Origin of the sequence: Flavobacterium orientale, from assembly GCF_014638005.1 — a bacterium.
In the GTDB taxonomy this organism is placed as follows: domain Bacteria; phylum Bacteroidota; class Bacteroidia; order Flavobacteriales; family Flavobacteriaceae; genus Flavobacterium; species Flavobacterium orientale.
Genome location: NZ_BMFG01000001.1, coordinates 107,701 through 126,415 on the forward strand (window position 1 = coordinate 107,701; position 18,715 = coordinate 126,415).

Consider the following 18,715-nt stretch of genomic DNA (forward strand, 5'->3'; position numbering starts at 1 on the left):
ATGGAAAAACAAAACATTGCAGTAGGTTTAGACATTGGTACAACAAAAATTGTAGCAATGATTGGCAAGAAAAATGAATACGGAAAACTTGAAATTTTAGGTGTTGGTAAATCTAAAAGTTTAGGCGTACATCGTGGTGTGGTGAATAATATTACACAAACCATACAATCCATCCAAGCGGCAATAACAGAAGCTGAAGAAAAATCAGGTTATAGCATCAAAGATGTTGTGGTTGGAATCGCAGGTCAACACATCAGGAGTATTCAGCATAGTGATTACATTAGTAGACCTAATCCCGATGAAGTGATTGGCGATAAAGATATTGAACAATTAATCAATCAGGTTCATAAATTGGCAATGCTTCCGGGTGAAGAAATCATTCATGTTTTACCTCAAGAATTTAAAATTGATGGTCAATCTGAAATCAAAGAACCTATCGGAATGTATGGTGGTCGATTAGAAAGTAGTTTTCATGTGGTTGTTGGTCAAGCAGCTTCCATTAGAAATGTTGGTCGATGCATTCAAAGCTCCGGAATTGAATTGTCAGGATTGACATTAGAACCATTAGCTTCGGCCGATGCTGTTTTGAGCCAAGAAGAAAAAGAAGCAGGTGTGGCTTTGATTGATATTGGTGGTGGAACAACGGATTTGGCAATTTTTAAAGATGGAATTATCAGACATACAGCCGTAATTCCATTTGGCGGAAATGTCATCACAGATGACATCAAAGAAGGTTGCTCTATTATTGAAAAACAAGCGGAGTTGTTAAAAGTGAAATTTGGATCAGCTTGGCCCGGAGAAAATAAAGACAACGAAATTGTTTCAATTCCCGGACTTAGAGGTAGAGATCCAAAAGAAATTTCTTTGAAAAACCTTTCAAAAATTATTAATGCAAGAGTTGTAGAAATAATTGAACAGGTTTTTACAGAAATAAAAGCCTATGGTCATGAAGATCCAAGAAAGAAATTAATTGCCGGAATTGTTTTAACCGGAGGTGGTGCACAATTAAAACACATCAAACAATTGGTTGAATATATCACCGGAATGGATACAAGAATTGGTTATCCAAACGAACATTTGGCGGGAAATTCTGATGAAGAAATTTCAAGTCCGTTATATGCCACAGCTGTTGGTTTGGTGATGAATAGTATTGGAAACAATTCAAAAAGTGCCGTGCCAATGTGTGAAATGGAACAACCGGTAAAAGTTGAAGTAAAAAAACAAGAAGAAAGTATTCCTGAAGCCCCAAAATCAGAAATAAAAGAAGAAACGACTGAAGGTAAAATCAAACGTTCCTTTTTTGACAAGTATGTAGAAAAAATAAAAGAATTTTTAGACAACGCTGAATAGCCTGAAATTCAGATTAGTTAATAAAATTAAAATAGCAAAAACCAAGTAGTATGATAAGCAACTCAGATTTTGGAAGTATTTCATTTGATTTACCAAAAAACCAATCAAATGTAATTAAAGTGATAGGTGTTGGAGGTGGCGGTAGCAATGCCATCAACCACATGTTTAAATTAGGAATTAAAGGCGTAGATTTTGTGGTTTGTAATACCGACTCACAAGCTCTACAAAACAGCCCTGTTCCTAATAAGATTCAGTTGGGAGTAAATTTAACTGAGGGTTTAGGGGCAGGAGCAAATCCTGAAGTAGGCCAACAGTCAGCCATGGAAAGCATGGAAGAAATTGAAACCATGTTGGATAGAAATACCAAAATGATTTTTATTACTGCCGGAATGGGTGGTGGGACAGGTACAGGTGCTGCTCCCGTAATTGCTCAAATGGCAAAAGAAAAAGACATTTTAACGGTTGGAATTGTAACTATGCCTTTTCAATTTGAAGGTAAAGTTCGATTGGAACAAGCCATGTCCGGAATTGAACGATTAAGAAAACAAGTAGATTCTCTAATTGTTATAAACAACAACAAATTGAGAGAAGTTTATGGAAATTTAGGTTTCAAAGCCGGGTTTTCAAAAGCTGATGAAGTTTTAGCTACTGCTTCCAGAGGAATTGCAGAGGTTATTACGCATCACTATACTCAAAATATTGACTTAAAAGATGCTAAGACCGTATTGTCTAACAGCGGAACAGCAATTATGGGTTCTGCTATTGCATCAGGAGAAACCAGAGCGAAAGATGCTATTATTTCAGCTTTGGATTCACCACTTCTTAATGATAATAAAATTACAGGAGCTAAAAACGTATTGTTGCTTATCGTTTCCGGTTCTTCAGAAATTACTATTGATGAAATTGGTGAAATCAATGATCACATTCAAGCGGAAGCTGGCTTTAATGCCAATATCATTATGGGTGTTGGTGAAGATGAATCGTTGAATGATTCAATTGCCGTAACTATTATTGCCACGGGTTTTAACATTGAACAACAAAAAGGAATTGTAAATGTTGAACCTAAAAAAATAATTCATTCTTTAGAAGATAGTCAGTCTAGTTCAATTAATTTGTTATCTAATGTTGTCGATTCTGTTACTGATTTCAAAAAAGAAGAAGCAACTACAAAACCTGTAGTTGAAGATAAAATTGTGTTTGAATTGATCGAAGAAATAGAAGTTGTAGCTCCAACTACGGTTTCCGAGTTAATTACAACTACAGAAGCAATCAGAAATATTGAAACAACCTACGAAATAGTTTCTCCGATCTTTGAAAATCAATTGATAAATACTACTTCTGAAATTTCAGAAATAATGGTTAACGAACCTGAATTTGTCATTGTTCAAAAGAAAGAACAAATCGCTTTTACATTTGATTTACCTACTGCTACTCATCATGTAAAAGAAGAAAAAAACACCTTTTTTGACCTCAATCAAGAAACTACAAATGAAATTAAGGTAAACAATCCGGTTCAAGTTATTCCAATGACTGAATTAAATGAAACAGGAGTTGTTCGTTATTCTTTAGAAGAATATATGGAAATTGAAAATGACTTGCTTAGTTCAAAACCAGTTGTTTCTAAAGTTGAAGAGCCTATTCAGGAAGAGTTGAACATCACGATGAAGAATGTTGAGCCTGTATCTGATAAGTTTTCAACAGCACACGAAGAAATTAATCCGATGGAAATGACAATTGAAGAAACTTTGAAATTTCGTGCCGATGAAAGAAGAAAGAAATTAAAAGATTTCAATTATAAATTTCATAACAATTCAAACAGAATTGAAGAATTAGAAAAAGAACCGGCTTTCAAAAGAACCGGAGTTGATATTTCTTCAAATCCAATTTCTAACAATTCATCAAGAATTTCTTTAGGAACAGATAGTAATGATGATATTCAATTGCGTTCAAATAATTCATTTTTACACGATAATGTAGATTAATTCTACTAACTAACCTACCTTGTTCAACCCGAAAATGACACTGTTGTTTTCGGGTTATTTTTTTTACATTTGCAACTTGTTTTAAACACGATAAAATTAAAAAACCATGAGTTTACAAAATACAATTAATGAAGAAATAAAAAACGCGATGCGAGCCAAAGATACTTTGTCTTTAGAGGCATTGCGAGCGGTTAAATCAGCTATTTTAATGGCATTAACAGAAACGGGTTCAAAAGACGAATTATCCTCTGAAGAAGAGATAAAATTGTTGCAGCGTTTGGTAAAGCAAAGAAAAGACAGTGCGGCAATATATGTTCAACAAGGAAGACAAGATTTGGCTGAGCCGGAATTGTTACAATCTGCTGTCATTGAAAAATTCTTACCAAAACAATTAACAGAAGCAGAAGTAGAAGTAGCAGTTGCTCAAATTATTTCAGAGAATGGATTTTCAGGAATGGCTTCAATGGGTCAATTGATGGGAATTGCTTCAAAACAATTAGGAGGAAGTGCCGACGGCAAAACTATTTCAACTATCGTTAAAAAGCTTTTAGCATAATTTTATTTGTTGTAGATTCGCACACTAAATAAAAAAAAGGGCCTCGTAGTTCAACTGGATAGAATATCAGATTTCGGCTCTGATGGTTGGGGGTTCGAACCCCTCCGAGGTCACTTTTCAAAAATAATAAAAGAAACATTACTCCAATAACTTTGGTGTTTTTGTTTCTTTTTTTGTTTATGAGGATATTGTAATAAATTAATAATTTAATTTTTTAATATATTTACATAATTGTCCCAACTATACTTTTCATGGTAATTGTACTCCTTTTATTGATAATTCTTATTCTTCTTATTTTGTTATTGTTTTCTGCTATTGTATTGAACACAATCGAGCACTACCATCTAAAGTTTTTTAACAAGCCGGTTTTTGTTCATTTTTACATCTCACCTAAAGTTTTATCTGATAAAGAAAGAAATATTCTCAACAATAAAATTGAGTTTTACAAAAAATTAGACCCAAAAAGAAAGAGTTATTTTGAACATCGAGTAGCCAAATTTATTTCACACTATCAATTTGTGTCAAAAGAAGATTTAGTGGTGACAGATGAAATGAAATTAATGATAGCGGGAACAGCTGTAAAAGTAACTTTCGGAATGCGAAAATACCTGCTTGATGTATTTGATAAAATAATTTTATATCCCAATATTTATTATTCAACAATTAATGACGCTTGGCATAAAGGTGAATTTAATCCTCGAATGAAAGCTTTGGTTTTTTCATGGCAAGATTTTCTAGATGGTTATGAATATTCTAATGATAATTTGAATTTAGGAATTCACGAATTTGCTCATGCGGTTCATATGCATGGATTAAAACGAACAGATGCTAGTTCGTTACAGTTTGCAAAAATGTATGTTAAGATTAGAGAATATATTGAAAAACCGGAGGTTTTAAATAAATTGATTGAATCAAATTATTTCAGAATTTACGCCTACTCCAATCATTTTGAGTTCATAGCTGTAATTTTAGAACACTTCTTTGAAACCCCTGAACAATTCCAAGAAGAACATCCTGAGCTTTTTAATAAAGTAAGAAAAATGATAAATCTTTAATTTAAGGTTACTTATATATGAAAATTTAATCGATTTAGGTCTGACTTAAGTCATTTTTTTTGTAAATTTATAAAAGCAATTTTGCTTCATAATTAAACACTTCGAGTTATGAAACAGAAAGTTCCTGTGTCATCTATTATGACAAAAAATGTGGTTAAACTAAATATAACTGATGACTTAACAAAGGCAGAATCTTTATTTAAAAAATACCATATCAGACACATTCCTGTAGTAAAAGACAATACAATTGTAGGTATGTTAAGTTTTACCGATTTACTACGTATATCTTTTGTAGATGCAGTTGACGACGACGACGATGTGGTAGATGTTACAGTTTACAATATGTTTACGGTTGAACAGGTAATGGCAAAAAAATTAACGACAGTTTCTCCTGAAACAACCATAAAAGAAGTTGCAGAAATCTTGGCCTCAAAAGAGTTTCATGCTTTGCCGGTTGTTGAGGGTGATTTATTGGTAGGTATTGTAACAACTACCGACTTAATAAAATATTTAATTGATCAATATTAGGTGGGAAACCTATTTAGTCAAATAGTTCTTAACATTTTTGTTAAATGAATTAATAATATTTATATCTTTATTTAAAATTATTAATCATTTAATCTTTAAAAACATGAAAAAAACTACTTTAATGAGTGTTTCAAAGTCGAAATTGACTTTGATTTTTTTATTACTTTTATCGGGATTATCTTTTGGACAAACAGACTTTTACTTTGCTTTGCCAGGAAATGGCTCAACTTCTCAAAACGGAAGAGCACCCCAAGGTGCACAAAGGTATAATAGATCAGTTTGGTTAATTTCTGCTGCTGAAATGTCAGCTTCTGGTTTGACTACAGGTACATCTTTTAATTCAATCACATTTTCATATACTGTTCCTCAAAATATTGCTACCTCGGGCAATATGATTGTATACCTCGAAAACACTTCTGATATAGCAAATAACAAATCTACAAATTGGGCTACCGCTATTGGTGGTATGACTGTTGTTAGTAATGGAGCTGTAACTATTCCTGCATCTGAAACTTTTACAATTACATTTGCGGGTGGAAGCCCTTTTACTTATAGTGGTAGTGGGCTTTATGTGGCATTTGATTATTCAAATCCTGCTGGAACCTTATCAACACCTAATACTGGGTTGTGTACAACGACATTGACTGGAGGATTAAAAAGTGCGATGTCAACAACAGCAGCTCCTACTACCATTGCTGCTTCAAACTGGAGGCCTCAAACCGTTTTAGGTATTGCTGTCAGTTGTGCCAGACCTGTAACATTAAATTTTTCTCCAACAAGCACAACAAGTGCTACTCTGAGTTGGACAACAATTGCACCAGACAGTACTATTGAATGGGGACCTATTGGCTTTACACAAGGATCAGGAACTACATTGTCCAATGTAACAAGTCCTTATCTATTAGGTGGTTTGGCAGCCAGTTCAAATTATAGTTATTATGTTAGATCAAATTGTGCTGTATCAAATTCAAGTATTTGGGCTGGACCAATAGACTTTCATACGGTTTATGAACCGGTAACACCACCGTACACTGCTGGATTTGAAGTAAATTCTTTACCATTCGTTGGATGGTCAGCTAGTGGTACAGGTGGAAACGACTGGTTTATTAATCCTGGTGCAGCTTTGGCTCAGGAAGGGAATAATGCAGCTGCTGTTGTTACTGGTACAACTGTAGCTAATAATTGGATGTTTTCAAGAGGGGTGAATTTAGTTGCTGACCAACAGGCAACAATAACTTACTATGTGAGAAATTTTGTTAATGGTTCAACAAATATAGCTAGTTATCAATTACGAGTAGGTACTTCGCCAAATTCTGTTGATCAAACAACAACTTTGCTTTCTGAAGCTAACATTAATAATGTAACTTATGCTTTAAAAACAGTAAATTATACTCCAACTGTTACGGGAACTTATTATTTTGGGTTTTTACACAATTCTCCTGCTAATGCTGTGGGGACACATGCATTTTTGATGGATAATTTTAATATTCAACAGACATTATCTGTTAATGATTTAGTGTCTTCTTCAATGAAAATATATCCTAATCCATCTAAGGATTTTGTAACTATTGAAAGTGATAATAATTATATGATTGATGCAATTCAAATAACAGATTTGAACGGAAGAATTATTGATTCTTATTCGGTTAATGCAAATGAATACGGTTTAAATATTTCTAACTTATCAAAAGGTGTTTATTTAATTAGAATAGCTACCGATAATGGAGTAGGGGTTAAGAAGCTTGTTAAAGAGTAATTGATTTAATTGATATATTAGAAAAGGCTATTCATATTACTTGAATAGCCTTTTTTTATAATTATTAGATTTTCGCTTTTATAAAAGTAATTTTTTCAATTCACTAATTGTTTCTGTTGGGTTTTCTGCTTTAAACACAAAATTTCCCGCAACTAAAACATCGGCACCGCAATCGACCAATTGTTTAGCATTTTTGTTAGTTACGCCTCCATCAATTTCTATTAAAGTTGAGGCATTATTGCGAATGATTATTTCTTTTAATTGCTTTACTTTAGTATAAGTTTGTTCAATAAAAGACTGTCCACCAAACCCCGGATTTACACTCATCAAGCAAACTAAATCAATATCTTTAATGATATCTACTAGTAAACTAACCGGTGTGTGAGGATTTAACGCAACACCTGCTTTCATGCCTTCTGCTTTTATAGCTTGTAATGTGCGATGTAAATGTGTGCAAGCTTCATAATGAACCGTTAAATTAGTTGATCCCAATTGAGCAAAAGTTTTAATGTAACGATCTGGGTCAACAATCATTAAATGTACATCTATTGTTTTGTTCGCATGCTTGGCAATTGCTTCCAGAACAGGCATACCAAATGAGATATTTGGAACAAAAACCCCATCCATAATATCAATATGGAACCAGTCTGCATCGCTATTGTTTATCATTTCAATGTCGCGTTGCAAGTTGGCAAAGTCGGCAGCCAATACTGAAGGAGCTATTAAGGTGTTTTTCATGCTTTAGTTGTTTAATCTTTTTAGATTTTGTTGTGTTTGGTTTTAGTTTACAAAGATAATTATATATCAGAAACTAGGATAAAAAAAACTCCGGTAATCAGCCGGAGTTTCAATCATCAATCAAAAAACGAACAGTTTAAACTGTTTGTAGTCTTATTATCTTTATTGCAATTTGCATACCAAATTTTTATGAATGCAATTTACATTATTTTTTTTAAATATAAAAATTGACTTAAAAAGCCTATCCTAAATAGGTTTTAAGAATTTTACTTCTTGAAGTGTGTTTTAATCTTCTGATAGCTTTTTCTTTAATTTGACGAACACGTTCACGTGTTAAATCAAAAGTTTCTCCGATTTCTTCAAGTGTCATTGGGTGTTGATCACCTAAGCCAAAATACAAACGAACAACGTCAGCTTCTCTTGGAGTAAGCGTTTCAAGTGAACGTTCTATTTCTGTACGAAGTGATTCATGAATTAACTCTCTATCAGGATTTGGTGATTCACCTGAACGTAACACGTCATATAAATTAGAATCTTCACCCTCAACTAATGGAGCATCCATGGATAAATGACGTCCGGAGTTTTTCATACTCTCTTTAACATCATTAACTGTCATGTCTAATTCTTTTGCAATTTCTTCTGCTGAAGGGGGACGCTCATTAGATTGTTCTAATAAAGCATACATTTTATTGATTTTATTGATAGAACCAATTTTATTTAATGGTAATCTTACAATACGAGATTGTTCAGCTAAAGCTTGAAGAATCGATTGACGAATCCACCAAACTGCATAGGAAATAAATTTAAAACCTCTCGTTTCATCAAAACGTTGAGCGGCTTTAATTAAACCTAAATTACCTTCATTAATTAAATCGGGTAGTGTTAAACCTTGATTTTGGTATTGTTTTGCAACAGATACCACGAAACGTAAATTTGCTTTTGTTAATTTTTCTAGTGCTCTTTGGTCACCGGCTTTGATTCTTTGGGCTAATTCTACTTCTTCATCTGCGGTTATTAAATCAACTTTACCAATTTCTTGTAGGTATTTGTCTAAGGAAGCGGTTTCACGATTGGTAACCTGCTTGGTAATTTTAAGTTGTCTCATTTAATTTGTTTCCTTGTTATTAAAGTTTCAAGTAGTTATACGTTTAATAAACCTAAAATGTTACAAAATAGTTTAAAAAAATTATCTGATTCTTTCTTTTTCTTCTTCATTACCCGATTCTCTTAGTGCTACGCCAAGTTTTCGATTGCCAAATTTATAACTGACTGACAATCTAATTGTGCGATCATCATAATAAATTGATCGTGTTTGCGGGGTGTTATTTATAGTAGAACTAACATAAACAAAAGAAGATCTTAATAAATCAGAACCATATAATACAAAATTCCAACCTTTATCTCTTAATGAATAACGAAGTCCGGCATCTAATCGATGTGATGAGGTAAAATTGTTAAAAAGATTAAATCCTGGTGCATTATAACTGAAGTTTAATTCACCAAAAAAGCTTTTACTTTTATTTAAAGTGAAAGTATTATTAGTATAAACCGAATAATTAAATCCATTTATTTCATCTGATGGAATGGTTTTGACAAAAGTTGTTGTGTTGTTATAACCATTTAAAGTGTTGGAACTTTCCCACCAACTGAATTTGTTAAACAAATAGGTTAATGTTGCTCCCACACGTTCTTGGTCATAAAAATTATCTCTAAACATTCTAGTGATAGGTGGATTTTGATCCAATTCTATTAGTGGAATTTGGAAACTACCGTTTTTAGTATTGGAATAGTAGAGTTTGAAAGTTATATTTTCTTTGAAACTTTGATTGATTTCAAAATTATCAGTAAACGAAGGTTGTAAAAACGGATTTCCTTCTACAATTAAAAACGGACTAAAATACCATTTATAAGGATTCAAAGAATAAAAATCAGGCCTTCCAATTCTTTTGCTATAATTAAAAGATATAGAATAATTTTCATTAGCTGTATAAAGTAAATAAGCGGTTGGAAAAAGCTGGTTGTAATTGAATTTATTGGTTTCATTCAAATCTGGATCTAAAGCTTTTGTTGTTCCGATTGTTTGTGTGTTTTCGTATCTAAGACCAATTTGCGTTTGCCATTTTTCATTTAATGTTTTAGAAAAGTTAGCATAAATTGATTGTGTATTTTCAGTATAATCAAAAATATTGGTTTGTTGAGGGTCAACAATCGGACTACCACTTGTCAAATCAAAAAAACTAATATCACTAGTGTTATCAACCCAACTTACTCTTCCGCCAAATCCAAAATTTGCCCATTTTGAAGGAACTTCAAAATCAATTTTAGCACTGTAATTTTTTAAATCTTGAATACTTTTATTGTTAGCCTTAATGTAGGAAGGCCCCATGTTGTTATCAGCATCATAATCTTGTGAGGAAAAAATACGATCTTGTGAATCATGATATTCAAAATAATCAACATCAAGAGTCATGCGTTTGCCTATTGAATCCAGCTCTTGTGAATAAAATGCATTGATGGAATTATTTTTTGTGGTGGAGTTGTTGAAGCCACTTGTCAAAATGGTGGTTTGTAAATTATTCGAATTGGAATCGTAGATTTTGGTGTTGTTAACATCATCAATATCCGGTTTGTTGAACAATCCGATGTATTTAAAACCAACTTTAGCATTTTCAGTAAGTTTATAATCTAAATTAAAAATACCTCTGTAAACATCAACAAAATCCTCTCTTTTTGTTCTACTTATCCAGTTTTCATCAGTGAAATAAGTGTCTGCTGTTTCTGTGATTTCGTTTGAACCTTGTTGTTTTACAAAATCAGTAAACAAACTCACTTTATTTTTATTATAAGTAAACCCTATTCCGGTTGCAAAAGTTGCAAAAGTTGACTGTAAATAACTGCTTCTAAGCGTTACTGCCCAAGAGTTGTCAATTGCTTTTTTAAGTCTAATGTTAAGTAATCCACTATTACCGTCAGCTGAATATTTTGCCGGTGGAGTGGTGATTACTTCTATACTTTTTATGTTTTCTGAACTTATACTCCTCAAATAATTATTTAAATCTTCTCCTGATAAAGTGATGATTCTGTCATCAACCATTATACTCACATTGGTTTTGCCAATCATTGATATTGTATTTCCTTGAATTGATACTCCAGGAGTTCCTTTTAGCAATTCATAACCATCCATTCCGATAGATCTAATGCTGTTTTCAACATTAAAAACAGTGCGATCAATTTTGGTTTCCATGATTCTTTTTTTAGCAACAATTTCTACTTCTGAAAGTTGGTTGGTATTTTCAAAAGAAATTAAATTTCCTAAATCTGTATTTTCATTCAAGTCAAAGTCTGTTGCATATATAATAACTCCTACATAATAACAACGTAATTGATACACTCCTTTTGGTACAGAAATAGAAAAGTTTCCATCTAAGTCTGTCAATCCGGATCCTTTAATTCTTTTATCTTGAATGAGTAAAATTTCAGATGATTCAATTGAAATACCTTTAGCATCAATAAGTTTTCCGCTTACAATGAAATCTTGTGCTTGTAGTTTATATAAACTTATAAAAAGCAAAAATAAAATTAGGTAGGGTTTTCTTAAATTCATTTTAAAATTTCAAGGCATTAAGACAAATATAATATAAATGTTAACAAAATCTAAAAATTTTACAGTTTTAAAACGTTAAATTCATATGAATTAGTTCTACAACCCTTTTTAAACTATTCCCTCAATATTTATTATATAAAATAAAAACCCTGACGTTCAAAACTGAAGTCAGGGTTTTGTGAATTAATAAATGAATTTACTAACCTTGTTTTGGTGTTATTTTATTATTTTCATCTCTTGGAGGTCTTGGTAAAAGAGCTTTTCTTGAAACTTTCTCTTTTCTTGTTTTTGGATCCACTCCTAAGTATTTCACTTGGAAAACATCGCCCATGTTTACTACATCGGTTACGTTTTCAGTTCTTTCCCATGCTAATTCTGAAACGTGTAATAAAACTTCGTTTCCTGGAGCGGCAGTATATTCTACAACAGCACCAAAATCTAACATTTTGATTACTTTTACTTCGTAAGCTTCACCCATTTGTGGTTTGAAAAGTAACGAATCAATTTTAGCTAAAACTGCTGCAATTCCATCAGGATCTGTTCCTAAAATTTCTACCACACCTTGCTCATCTACTTCATTAATAACAATCGTTGTTCCTGTAGCTTTTTGTAATTCTTGAATTACTTTTCCACCAGGTCCGATTAATGCACCAATGAAAGCACCAGGAATTGTACGCATGATGATTTTCGGAGCGTGTTTCTTAACGTCAGGTCTTGGAGTAGCAATCGTTTCAACCAATTTACCTAAAATATGTAAACGACCTTCACGAGCTTGATCTAAGGCTTGCTCCATGATGTCATAACGCAATCCGTCAATTTTGATATCCATTTGACAAGCGGTGATTCCGTCTGCTGTTCCGGTAACTTTAAAGTCCATATCACCTAAATGATCTTCATCACCTAAAATATCAGACAAAACAGCAAATTTTTGACCGTCTGTGATCAATCCCATCGCAATACCTGAAACAGGTTTTACCATTTGAACTCCTGCATCCATCAAAGCCATTGTTCCGGCACAAACTGTTGCCATAGAAGAAGAACCGTTTGATTCTAAAACTTCAGAAACAATTCTGATTGTGTAAGGACATTCGGCAGGAATCATATTTTTTAAAGCACGTTGAGCCAAGTTTCCATGACCAACTTCTCTTCTAGATGTTCCTCTTAATGGTTTTGCTTCACCGGTTGAGAAAGGAGGGAAGTTATAATGCAAATAGAATTTTTCTTCACCTTGTTCTGATGGCGAGTCAATTTGATTCGCTTCTCTTGAAGTTCCTAATGTTACTGTAGCTAAAGCTTGTGTTTCACCACGTGTAAATAAAGATGAACCGTGAACAGATGGCAAATAATCGATTTCACACCATATTGGTCTGATTTCAGTTGTTTTTCTTCCATCTAAACGAATTCCTTTTTCAAGAATAACATTACGAACAGCTTCTTTATTTGTTTTGTAGTAATATTTTCCAACTAAACCGGCTAAATCTGCATTTTCTGCATATTCTTCTTCGGTAAATAATGCTTTACATTCTTCTTTGACTAAGGCAAATTTTTCAGTTCTTTCGCTTTTCCCCGAAGCTGCTTGAGCAATTGCATAACATTTGTCATATGCTGCTGCTTTTACTTTGGCATAAACCGCTTCATCTTCAGGTTCTCCTTCGTAAGTTCTAATCTCTTTTTTGCCAAAAGCTTCTTGTAAACGCAATTGAGCATGAATTTGAATTTTAATTGCTTCGTGAGCAAATTTAATGGCTTCCACCATTTCTTTTTCTGAAATTTCTTTCATCTCACCTTCAACCATTGCAACAGAATCCAAAGAAGCACCAATCATCATATCGATGTCTGATTGCTCTAATTGAGTTTTGCTTGGGTTGATGATGAATTTTCCGTCCACTCGAGCAACTCGAACTTCAGAAATTAAGTTGTAAAAAGGAATATCGGAAACAGCTAACGCAGCAGAAGCAGCCAAACCGGCAAGAGCATCAGGCATCACATTTTCGTCATGACTCATTAATTGAATCATCACTTGTGTTTCTGCGTGATAATCATCCGGGAAAAGCGGACGTAAAACACGGTCAACAAGACGCATGGTTAACACTTCACTATCACTCGGACGGGCTTCTCTTTTGAAAAAACCACCCGGAAATCTTCCTGCAGCGGCAAATTTCTCACGATAATCTACCGTTAAAGGTAAAAAATCAACATTTGGATTTGCTGTTCTGGCTGAAACAGCTGTAGCTAAAAGCATACAATCGCCTAAACGAACAACCACAGAACCGTCTGCTTGTTTCGCTAATTTTCCGGTTTCGATTGAAATGGTTCTTCCATCTCCTAAATCGATAACCTCTTTTGTTACATTTGGAATCATAAAAATTCTAATTTGGTATTAATTATTAGGTTTCGTTGTGTTGTTGTGTGTAGTTGTTGTGTAACCCAATGAAAAACCAAACTTTTTTATTCCCAACCCAAAAGGCAAACGGGAACTTTACTTTAAAATATATAAAACAAAAAGGGGCACAAAGCCCCTAGTTGATTATTTTCTAATTCCTAATTCTTTAATTAACTCACGATATTTTACAACATCTTTTTTCTTTAAGTAGTCAAGAAGACTTCTTCTTTTACCTACTAAAAGTACTAATGAACGTTCAGTGTTGTAATCATGACGATTTTTTTTCAAATGCTCAGTTAAGTGAGCGATTCTAAAAGTAAAAAGGGCAACTTGTCCTTCTGTAGAACCAGTGTTTTCAGCCTTTCCTCCGTGTTTCGCGAAGATTTCAGCTTTTGTTTCTTTAGTTAAATACATTCCAATATTATTTTAAATGATTTTTATGTATGAAATAGGCGTTTCCTAATTCGGTTGCAAAGGTAATTTTATTTTTTAGATGGACAAGTTTTTTCTAATACAACTTTGCAACTTCCTTATTTACAAACTCCAAAAAACGTTCGTCTGATTCAGTAAATGGATCAATGACATGGCTGTCAATGTCAATTTGGCCTATGTTTTCTCCACGAACAAAAAGCGGAACGACGATTTCGGATTTTACAGTTATACTACATGCAATATAATTATCCTGAGCAGCAACATCCGGAACTACAAAATTCTGATTAGAAACGGCAACTTGCCCGCAAATTCCTTTTCCGAAAGGGATAACTGTGTGGTCGGTTTCAGCACCAACATAAGGACCAAGATGCAGGGTTTGATTATCGTGATTTGCAAAATAATAACCTACCCAATTGTAGTAGGAAACATTATCTTGTAAATATTGACAAAGATTTTTTAGTTTTTCGTTTATTTCAATATCCGGTTTTTGAAGTATTTCAACCACTCCCGGTTTTAGTTTCTCTAAGTTCATGAGCTATTTTTTTGCAAATATAAAGTATTGAAAAACCTGATTTTTATATATTTTTGTTAAAAATCAATCCATTGAAAAACTATTTTACGCAATACAAACCCTTTTTGACTTTTTTGGCTAAATTCTTTTTGACTTATGCTGTTTTGACACTTCTTTATCAGTATTATTTGAGTCAATATGATGTGGCTAAAAATGAAAACGATCGATTTACGGAGGTAGTTGCCTCACAAACTCAAAAAACAATTATTTTTTTTGGACATTCGAGCGAAATTCAACCACATGAATCGGAACCGTCTTATAAACTATTTGTAAATCAAAAATATGTTGCCCGAGTTGTTGAAGGATGTAATGCAGTAAGTGTTATGATTTTATTTGTTGCTTTTGTTTTGGCTTTCAAAGGAAAATTAATCACAACTATGATTTTTAAACTTTCCGGTTGTTTACTAATTCATCTCTTAAATATAATTAGAATTGCATTGTTGTCAATCGCATTGTTTTACTATCCACAACATGAGCATATTCTTCATGGGGTTATTTTCCCTTTAGTAATTTATGGCGTTGTATTTTTATTGTGGATAATTTGGGTCAATAAATTTTCTGTTTATGCTAAAACAACTTCAACAAGATAAAAAAGGATTTTTCATTCTATTGCTTTGTGTAATTGGTTTTGCACTTTTGCGTAATTATGAAACAGTATTGTTTTATGATCCATTTTTAAATTATTTTAAAAATGATTACCTCAATTTGCCATTTCCTGATTACAATTCTTTTGAGTTGTTTTGGAATTTATTATTGCGATATCTATTAAATACATCCCTCTCATTGCTTATTTTATATGTGATTTTTAAAGACATACAACTTATAAAATTCGCAACGATTCTTTACTTGCTTTTATTTTTTCTATTAATTGTAGCCTTTTTTATTATATTACAGTTTTTTGATGAAAGTTATAATTTTTTGTTGTTTTATATTAGAAGATTTCTAATTCAACCTTTGTTTTTACTCTTATTTATACCTGCTTTTTACATTCAAAAAAACGCTGATTCCGAATAAATTTCATACCTTTAATAGTGAAATTCATTTGACATGAAAGTTACAAAATTTTCCGGTGAGTTGGTGCGTTTTGACAGGGAAAAACTTAAACATTCCTTATTAAAATCAGGTGCAAACGACAAAATAATCAGTCAAGTAATGTACGAGATTGAAAAAGCATTGTATGAAGGTATTCCAACTAAAAGGATTTATAAATTGGCTTTTCAACTTTTAAAAAGTTTTTCAAATGTTCATGCGGCACGTTACAATTTAAGAAAAGCGATTCAAGATTTAGGACCTGCTGGTTTTTATTTTGAAAAATACATAGCCAAACTATTTGAATTTGAAGGTTTTCAAACCAAAACAAATCTAATTTTAGAAGGAAAATGTGTTAGTCATGAAATTGATGTGGTGATCAAACAAAACAATCAAATTGCAATGATTGAATGTAAGTTTCATGGCAGTCAAGATGCTAAAACAGATGTAAAAGTGCCCATGTATATTCTTTCTCGTTTCAATGATTTAAAAGACAAAAAAATACAACTCTTTAATGAAAATGAAAGTATTGAAAAGTGCTGGATAATTTCTAATAATCGATTTACTGAAGACGCCATCAAATTTGGTTTGTGTTGCGATTTGAATCTTTTAAGTTGGGATTATCCGTTTGAAAATGGTTTAAAAAATAAAATTGACAGTTATCAAATGTATCCTGTAACTTGTTTGACAACTTTAACACGATTAGAAAAAGACAAGTTGTTAATGCAGGACATTATAACGGTGAAGGATTTGATTAAAAAACCAATTTGGTTGTCTAAAATTGGTTTGAGCTCCAATAGAATAAATAACATACTTAAGGAAGCAAACGAATTGTGTAATCATATATAAATTACTATGAAAATTCAATTTTTAGGAGGAACAGGAACGGTAACAGGCTCAAAAACACTTATTGAGCATAATGAACTGCGAATTTTAGTTGATTGCGGGATGTTTCAAGGTGTCAAAGCCTTGCGAGAGCTGAACAGAACACCTTTGGCCGTTGCACCTGCAACCATAGATTTTGTTTTGCTAACCCACGGTCATCTCGATCACTGTGGTTGGTTGCCATTATTAGTAAAGAATGGATTTAAAGGAAAAATATTTTGTACCGCTCCAACCAAACAAATTGCAAAATTAATTTTAGCCGATAGTGCCAAAATCCAAGAAGAAGAAGCATCAAAAGCCAATCAGGAGCATTTTTCTAAACACAATCCGGCAGAACCTCTGTATACCGTTACCGATGCAGAGCAAGTAACTTCATTTTTTAGAGTGGTAGAGAAGGACCTGCAAATCCGCCTATCAGAAGATGCCTTTTTTTCCTTTTTTCAAGCCGGACATATTTTAGGTGCTTGTTCAATTTCGTTGTATGTTGATGGAAAAGAGTTTGTGTTCTCTGGTGATATTGGTCAAGATGATGATGTTTTGATGTATCCGCCACAAAAACCGAAATCAGGAGATTTTATATTCTTAGAAAGTACCTATGGTAATAGAATTCATCCTGAAACAGATGTTTATTTTGAGTTAGAAAATATCATCAATGAAACTGTTGCAAAAGGAGGAAACCTAATTATTCCAAGTTTTGCGGTAGAACGAGCTCAAACGTTAATGTATTTGTTGTGGCAGTTAAAAAAACAGAATCGAATTCCCGATATCCCTTACATTATTGATACCCCAATGGGAATTAAAGTTATTGATGTGTTTAATGAAAATTTCAAATGGCATAAATTAAATCCTCACGAGTGTGAAGAAATGTGTAGCATGTTCACAATGATTTCTGACTTTGAAGATTCTATTGCAGCAATTTATAGTAAACAGCCTAAAGTTGTAATAGCCGCAAGCGGAATGATTACCGGCGGCAGGGTGTTATCTTATCTTGAAAGATATATTGATAAACCAGAGAACACAGTAATGCTGGTAGGTTATCAAGCAGAGGGAACGCGTGGTAGAAAACTTTTAGACGGTGATAAAGAAATTAAATTTTTTGGCAAATATTATACTGTAAACGCAAGAGTTGTTTTGGTTGAAGGACTTTCTGCTCATGGAGATCAAAATGATTTACTAAATTGGTTGAAAGAACTACAAGCTCCACCCAAATTGATTTTTATGGTTCATGGCGAAAATGAAGCTGCCGATGCCTTACGATTAAAAATAATGGAAACATTTAATTATGACTGTAAAGTGCCACTATTGGGTCAAATTATTGAAGTTTAATTGTTTTAACATCAAATTACTGTTGACTATTTCAAAAAATTGTACTTTTGTATCATGAGCTTCAAAAAATCCATGAGCTTGTTTTTGGCTATTCACTTATTGGTTGCTACCAGTGGGCTGGCTTTTAATGTGCATTATTGTGGAGGTGAAATTGCTTCAATATCATCCATTTTTAATTTGGAAGAACCTTGTGAAATGGATGCTCAGCCTGATGAAAAATCATGTTGTAGTTCTTCTTTTTCCGATCATGATGGTTGTTGTTCTGACGAAACTGTTCAAGCCGATTTTGACGAAATGGTTGTTAGTCAAATCAACTTTGATTTCTCTTTTGTAGCGTTTCTTTCAGACTATCAACTTCCGGTTTTTGCTGAATTTACAGGAGAAAATAACAAAGAAGAGTTGCATTATTATTGTGATTCAAATGCACCTCCGTTATATAAACTCTATTCTCAATTGGTGTTTTACGCCTAATTTTAAATTAAACAGTTCTCACATTTAGTGAATTACTTTGTTTAATTTA

General features: G+C 32.8%; 17 protein-coding genes and 1 tRNA gene. 12 read left to right on the forward strand and 6 right to left on the reverse strand.

Annotated features, from left to right (window positions below; genetic code table 11):
- The 7 genes from ftsA (at position 1) to IEV15_RS00555 (ending at position 7,227) form a co-directional block, all read left to right on the forward strand.
- A complete protein-coding gene (ftsA, locus tag IEV15_RS00525; RefSeq protein ID WP_188360542.1) occupies positions 1 to 1,350 on the forward strand; it encodes a cell division protein FtsA in 1,350 nt (449 codons plus the stop codon).
- 50 nt (positions 1,351 to 1,400) lie between these two features.
- Positions 1,401 to 3,332: a cell division protein FtsZ gene (ftsZ, locus tag IEV15_RS00530; RefSeq protein ID WP_188360543.1), complete on the forward strand. Its 1,932-nt coding sequence runs from the start codon at positions 1,401 to 1,403 to the stop codon at positions 3,330 to 3,332.
- 106 nt (positions 3,333 to 3,438) lie between these two features.
- A complete protein-coding gene (locus IEV15_RS00535) occupies positions 3,439 to 3,888 on the forward strand; it encodes a GatB/YqeY domain-containing protein (protein WP_188360544.1) in 450 nt (149 codons plus the stop codon).
- Positions 3,889 to 3,927: 39 nt separating this feature from the next.
- A tRNA-Arg gene (locus tag IEV15_RS00540) sits at positions 3,928 to 4,001 on the forward strand.
- A gap of 138 nt (positions 4,002 to 4,139) precedes the next feature.
- Complete coding sequence (locus IEV15_RS00545) at positions 4,140 to 4,943, forward strand: zinc-dependent peptidase (protein ID WP_188360545.1); 804 nt, start codon at positions 4,140 to 4,142, stop codon at positions 4,941 to 4,943.
- 108 nt (positions 4,944 to 5,051) lie between these two features.
- Entirely contained in the window at positions 5,052 to 5,471 is a 420-nt protein-coding gene (locus IEV15_RS00550) for a CBS domain-containing protein (protein ID WP_188360546.1), read from the forward strand.
- 103 nt (positions 5,472 to 5,574) lie between these two features.
- A complete protein-coding gene (locus IEV15_RS00555; RefSeq protein WP_188360547.1) occupies positions 5,575 to 7,227 on the forward strand; it encodes a T9SS type A sorting domain-containing protein in 1,653 nt (550 codons plus the stop codon).
- A gap of 78 nt (positions 7,228 to 7,305) precedes the next feature.
- On the opposite strand, the gene rpe is transcribed toward IEV15_RS00555, so the two are convergent.
- The 6 genes from rpe to IEV15_RS00585 all read right to left on the reverse strand — a co-directional run bounded on the left by rpe (position 7,306) and on the right by IEV15_RS00585 (position 14,916).
- The gene (gene rpe / locus IEV15_RS00560; RefSeq protein WP_188360548.1) at positions 7,306 to 7,965 is read right to left on the reverse strand and encodes a ribulose-phosphate 3-epimerase; all 660 of its coding nucleotides are present in this window, start codon (positions 7,963 to 7,965) and stop codon (positions 7,306 to 7,308) included.
- 241 nt (positions 7,966 to 8,206) lie between these two features.
- Entirely contained in the window at positions 8,207 to 9,070 is an 864-nt protein-coding gene (locus IEV15_RS00565) for a sigma-70 family RNA polymerase sigma factor (protein ID WP_007804760.1), read from the reverse strand.
- Positions 9,071 to 9,151: 81 nt separating this feature from the next.
- Positions 9,152 to 11,569, reverse strand: a complete 2,418-nt coding sequence (locus IEV15_RS00570; protein ID WP_188360549.1) for an outer membrane beta-barrel family protein — start codon at positions 11,567 to 11,569, stop codon at positions 9,152 to 9,154.
- A 199-nt stretch (positions 11,570 to 11,768) separates the two neighbouring features.
- A complete protein-coding gene (locus IEV15_RS00575) occupies positions 11,769 to 13,931 on the reverse strand; it encodes a polyribonucleotide nucleotidyltransferase (RefSeq protein ID WP_188360550.1) in 2,163 nt (720 codons plus the stop codon).
- 165 nt (positions 13,932 to 14,096) lie between these two features.
- A complete protein-coding gene (rpsO, locus tag IEV15_RS00580; RefSeq protein WP_112086130.1) occupies positions 14,097 to 14,366 on the reverse strand; it encodes a 30S ribosomal protein S15 in 270 nt (89 codons plus the stop codon).
- Positions 14,367 to 14,460: 94 nt separating this feature from the next.
- On the reverse strand, positions 14,461 to 14,916 hold the full coding sequence (locus IEV15_RS00585) for an XrtF-associated fRMsr-like GAF protein (RefSeq protein WP_188360551.1): 456 nt from the start codon (positions 14,914 to 14,916) through the stop codon (positions 14,461 to 14,463).
- 71 nt (positions 14,917 to 14,987) lie between these two features.
- Here IEV15_RS00585 and xrtF point away from each other — a divergent pair, with 71 nt between their 5' ends.
- From xrtF to IEV15_RS00610, 5 genes are read left to right on the forward strand one after another with little or no spacing between them, the layout of a single operon-like run.
- Entirely contained in the window at positions 14,988 to 15,545 is a 558-nt protein-coding gene (gene xrtF, locus IEV15_RS00590) for an exosortase family protein XrtF (RefSeq protein WP_188360552.1), read from the forward strand.
- Entirely contained in the window at positions 15,520 to 15,969 is a 450-nt protein-coding gene (locus IEV15_RS00595; RefSeq protein ID WP_188360553.1) for an exosortase F system-associated membrane protein, read from the forward strand. The genes xrtF and IEV15_RS00595 overlap by 26 nt, the downstream gene beginning before the upstream one ends.
- A 33-nt stretch (positions 15,970 to 16,002) precedes the next feature.
- Positions 16,003 to 16,833 (forward strand): ATP cone domain-containing protein, encoded by an 831-nt coding sequence (locus tag IEV15_RS00600; RefSeq protein ID WP_188360554.1) that lies wholly within the window; start codon positions 16,003 to 16,005, stop codon positions 16,831 to 16,833.
- Between the two features lie 6 nt (positions 16,834 to 16,839).
- Positions 16,840 to 18,195: an MBL fold metallo-hydrolase gene (locus tag IEV15_RS00605; protein ID WP_188360555.1), complete on the forward strand. Its 1,356-nt coding sequence runs from the start codon at positions 16,840 to 16,842 to the stop codon at positions 18,193 to 18,195.
- 54 nt (positions 18,196 to 18,249) lie between these two features.
- A complete protein-coding gene (locus tag IEV15_RS00610; protein ID WP_188360556.1) occupies positions 18,250 to 18,666 on the forward strand; it encodes an HYC_CC_PP family protein in 417 nt (138 codons plus the stop codon).
- Positions 18,667 to 18,715: the final 49 nt, after the last annotated feature.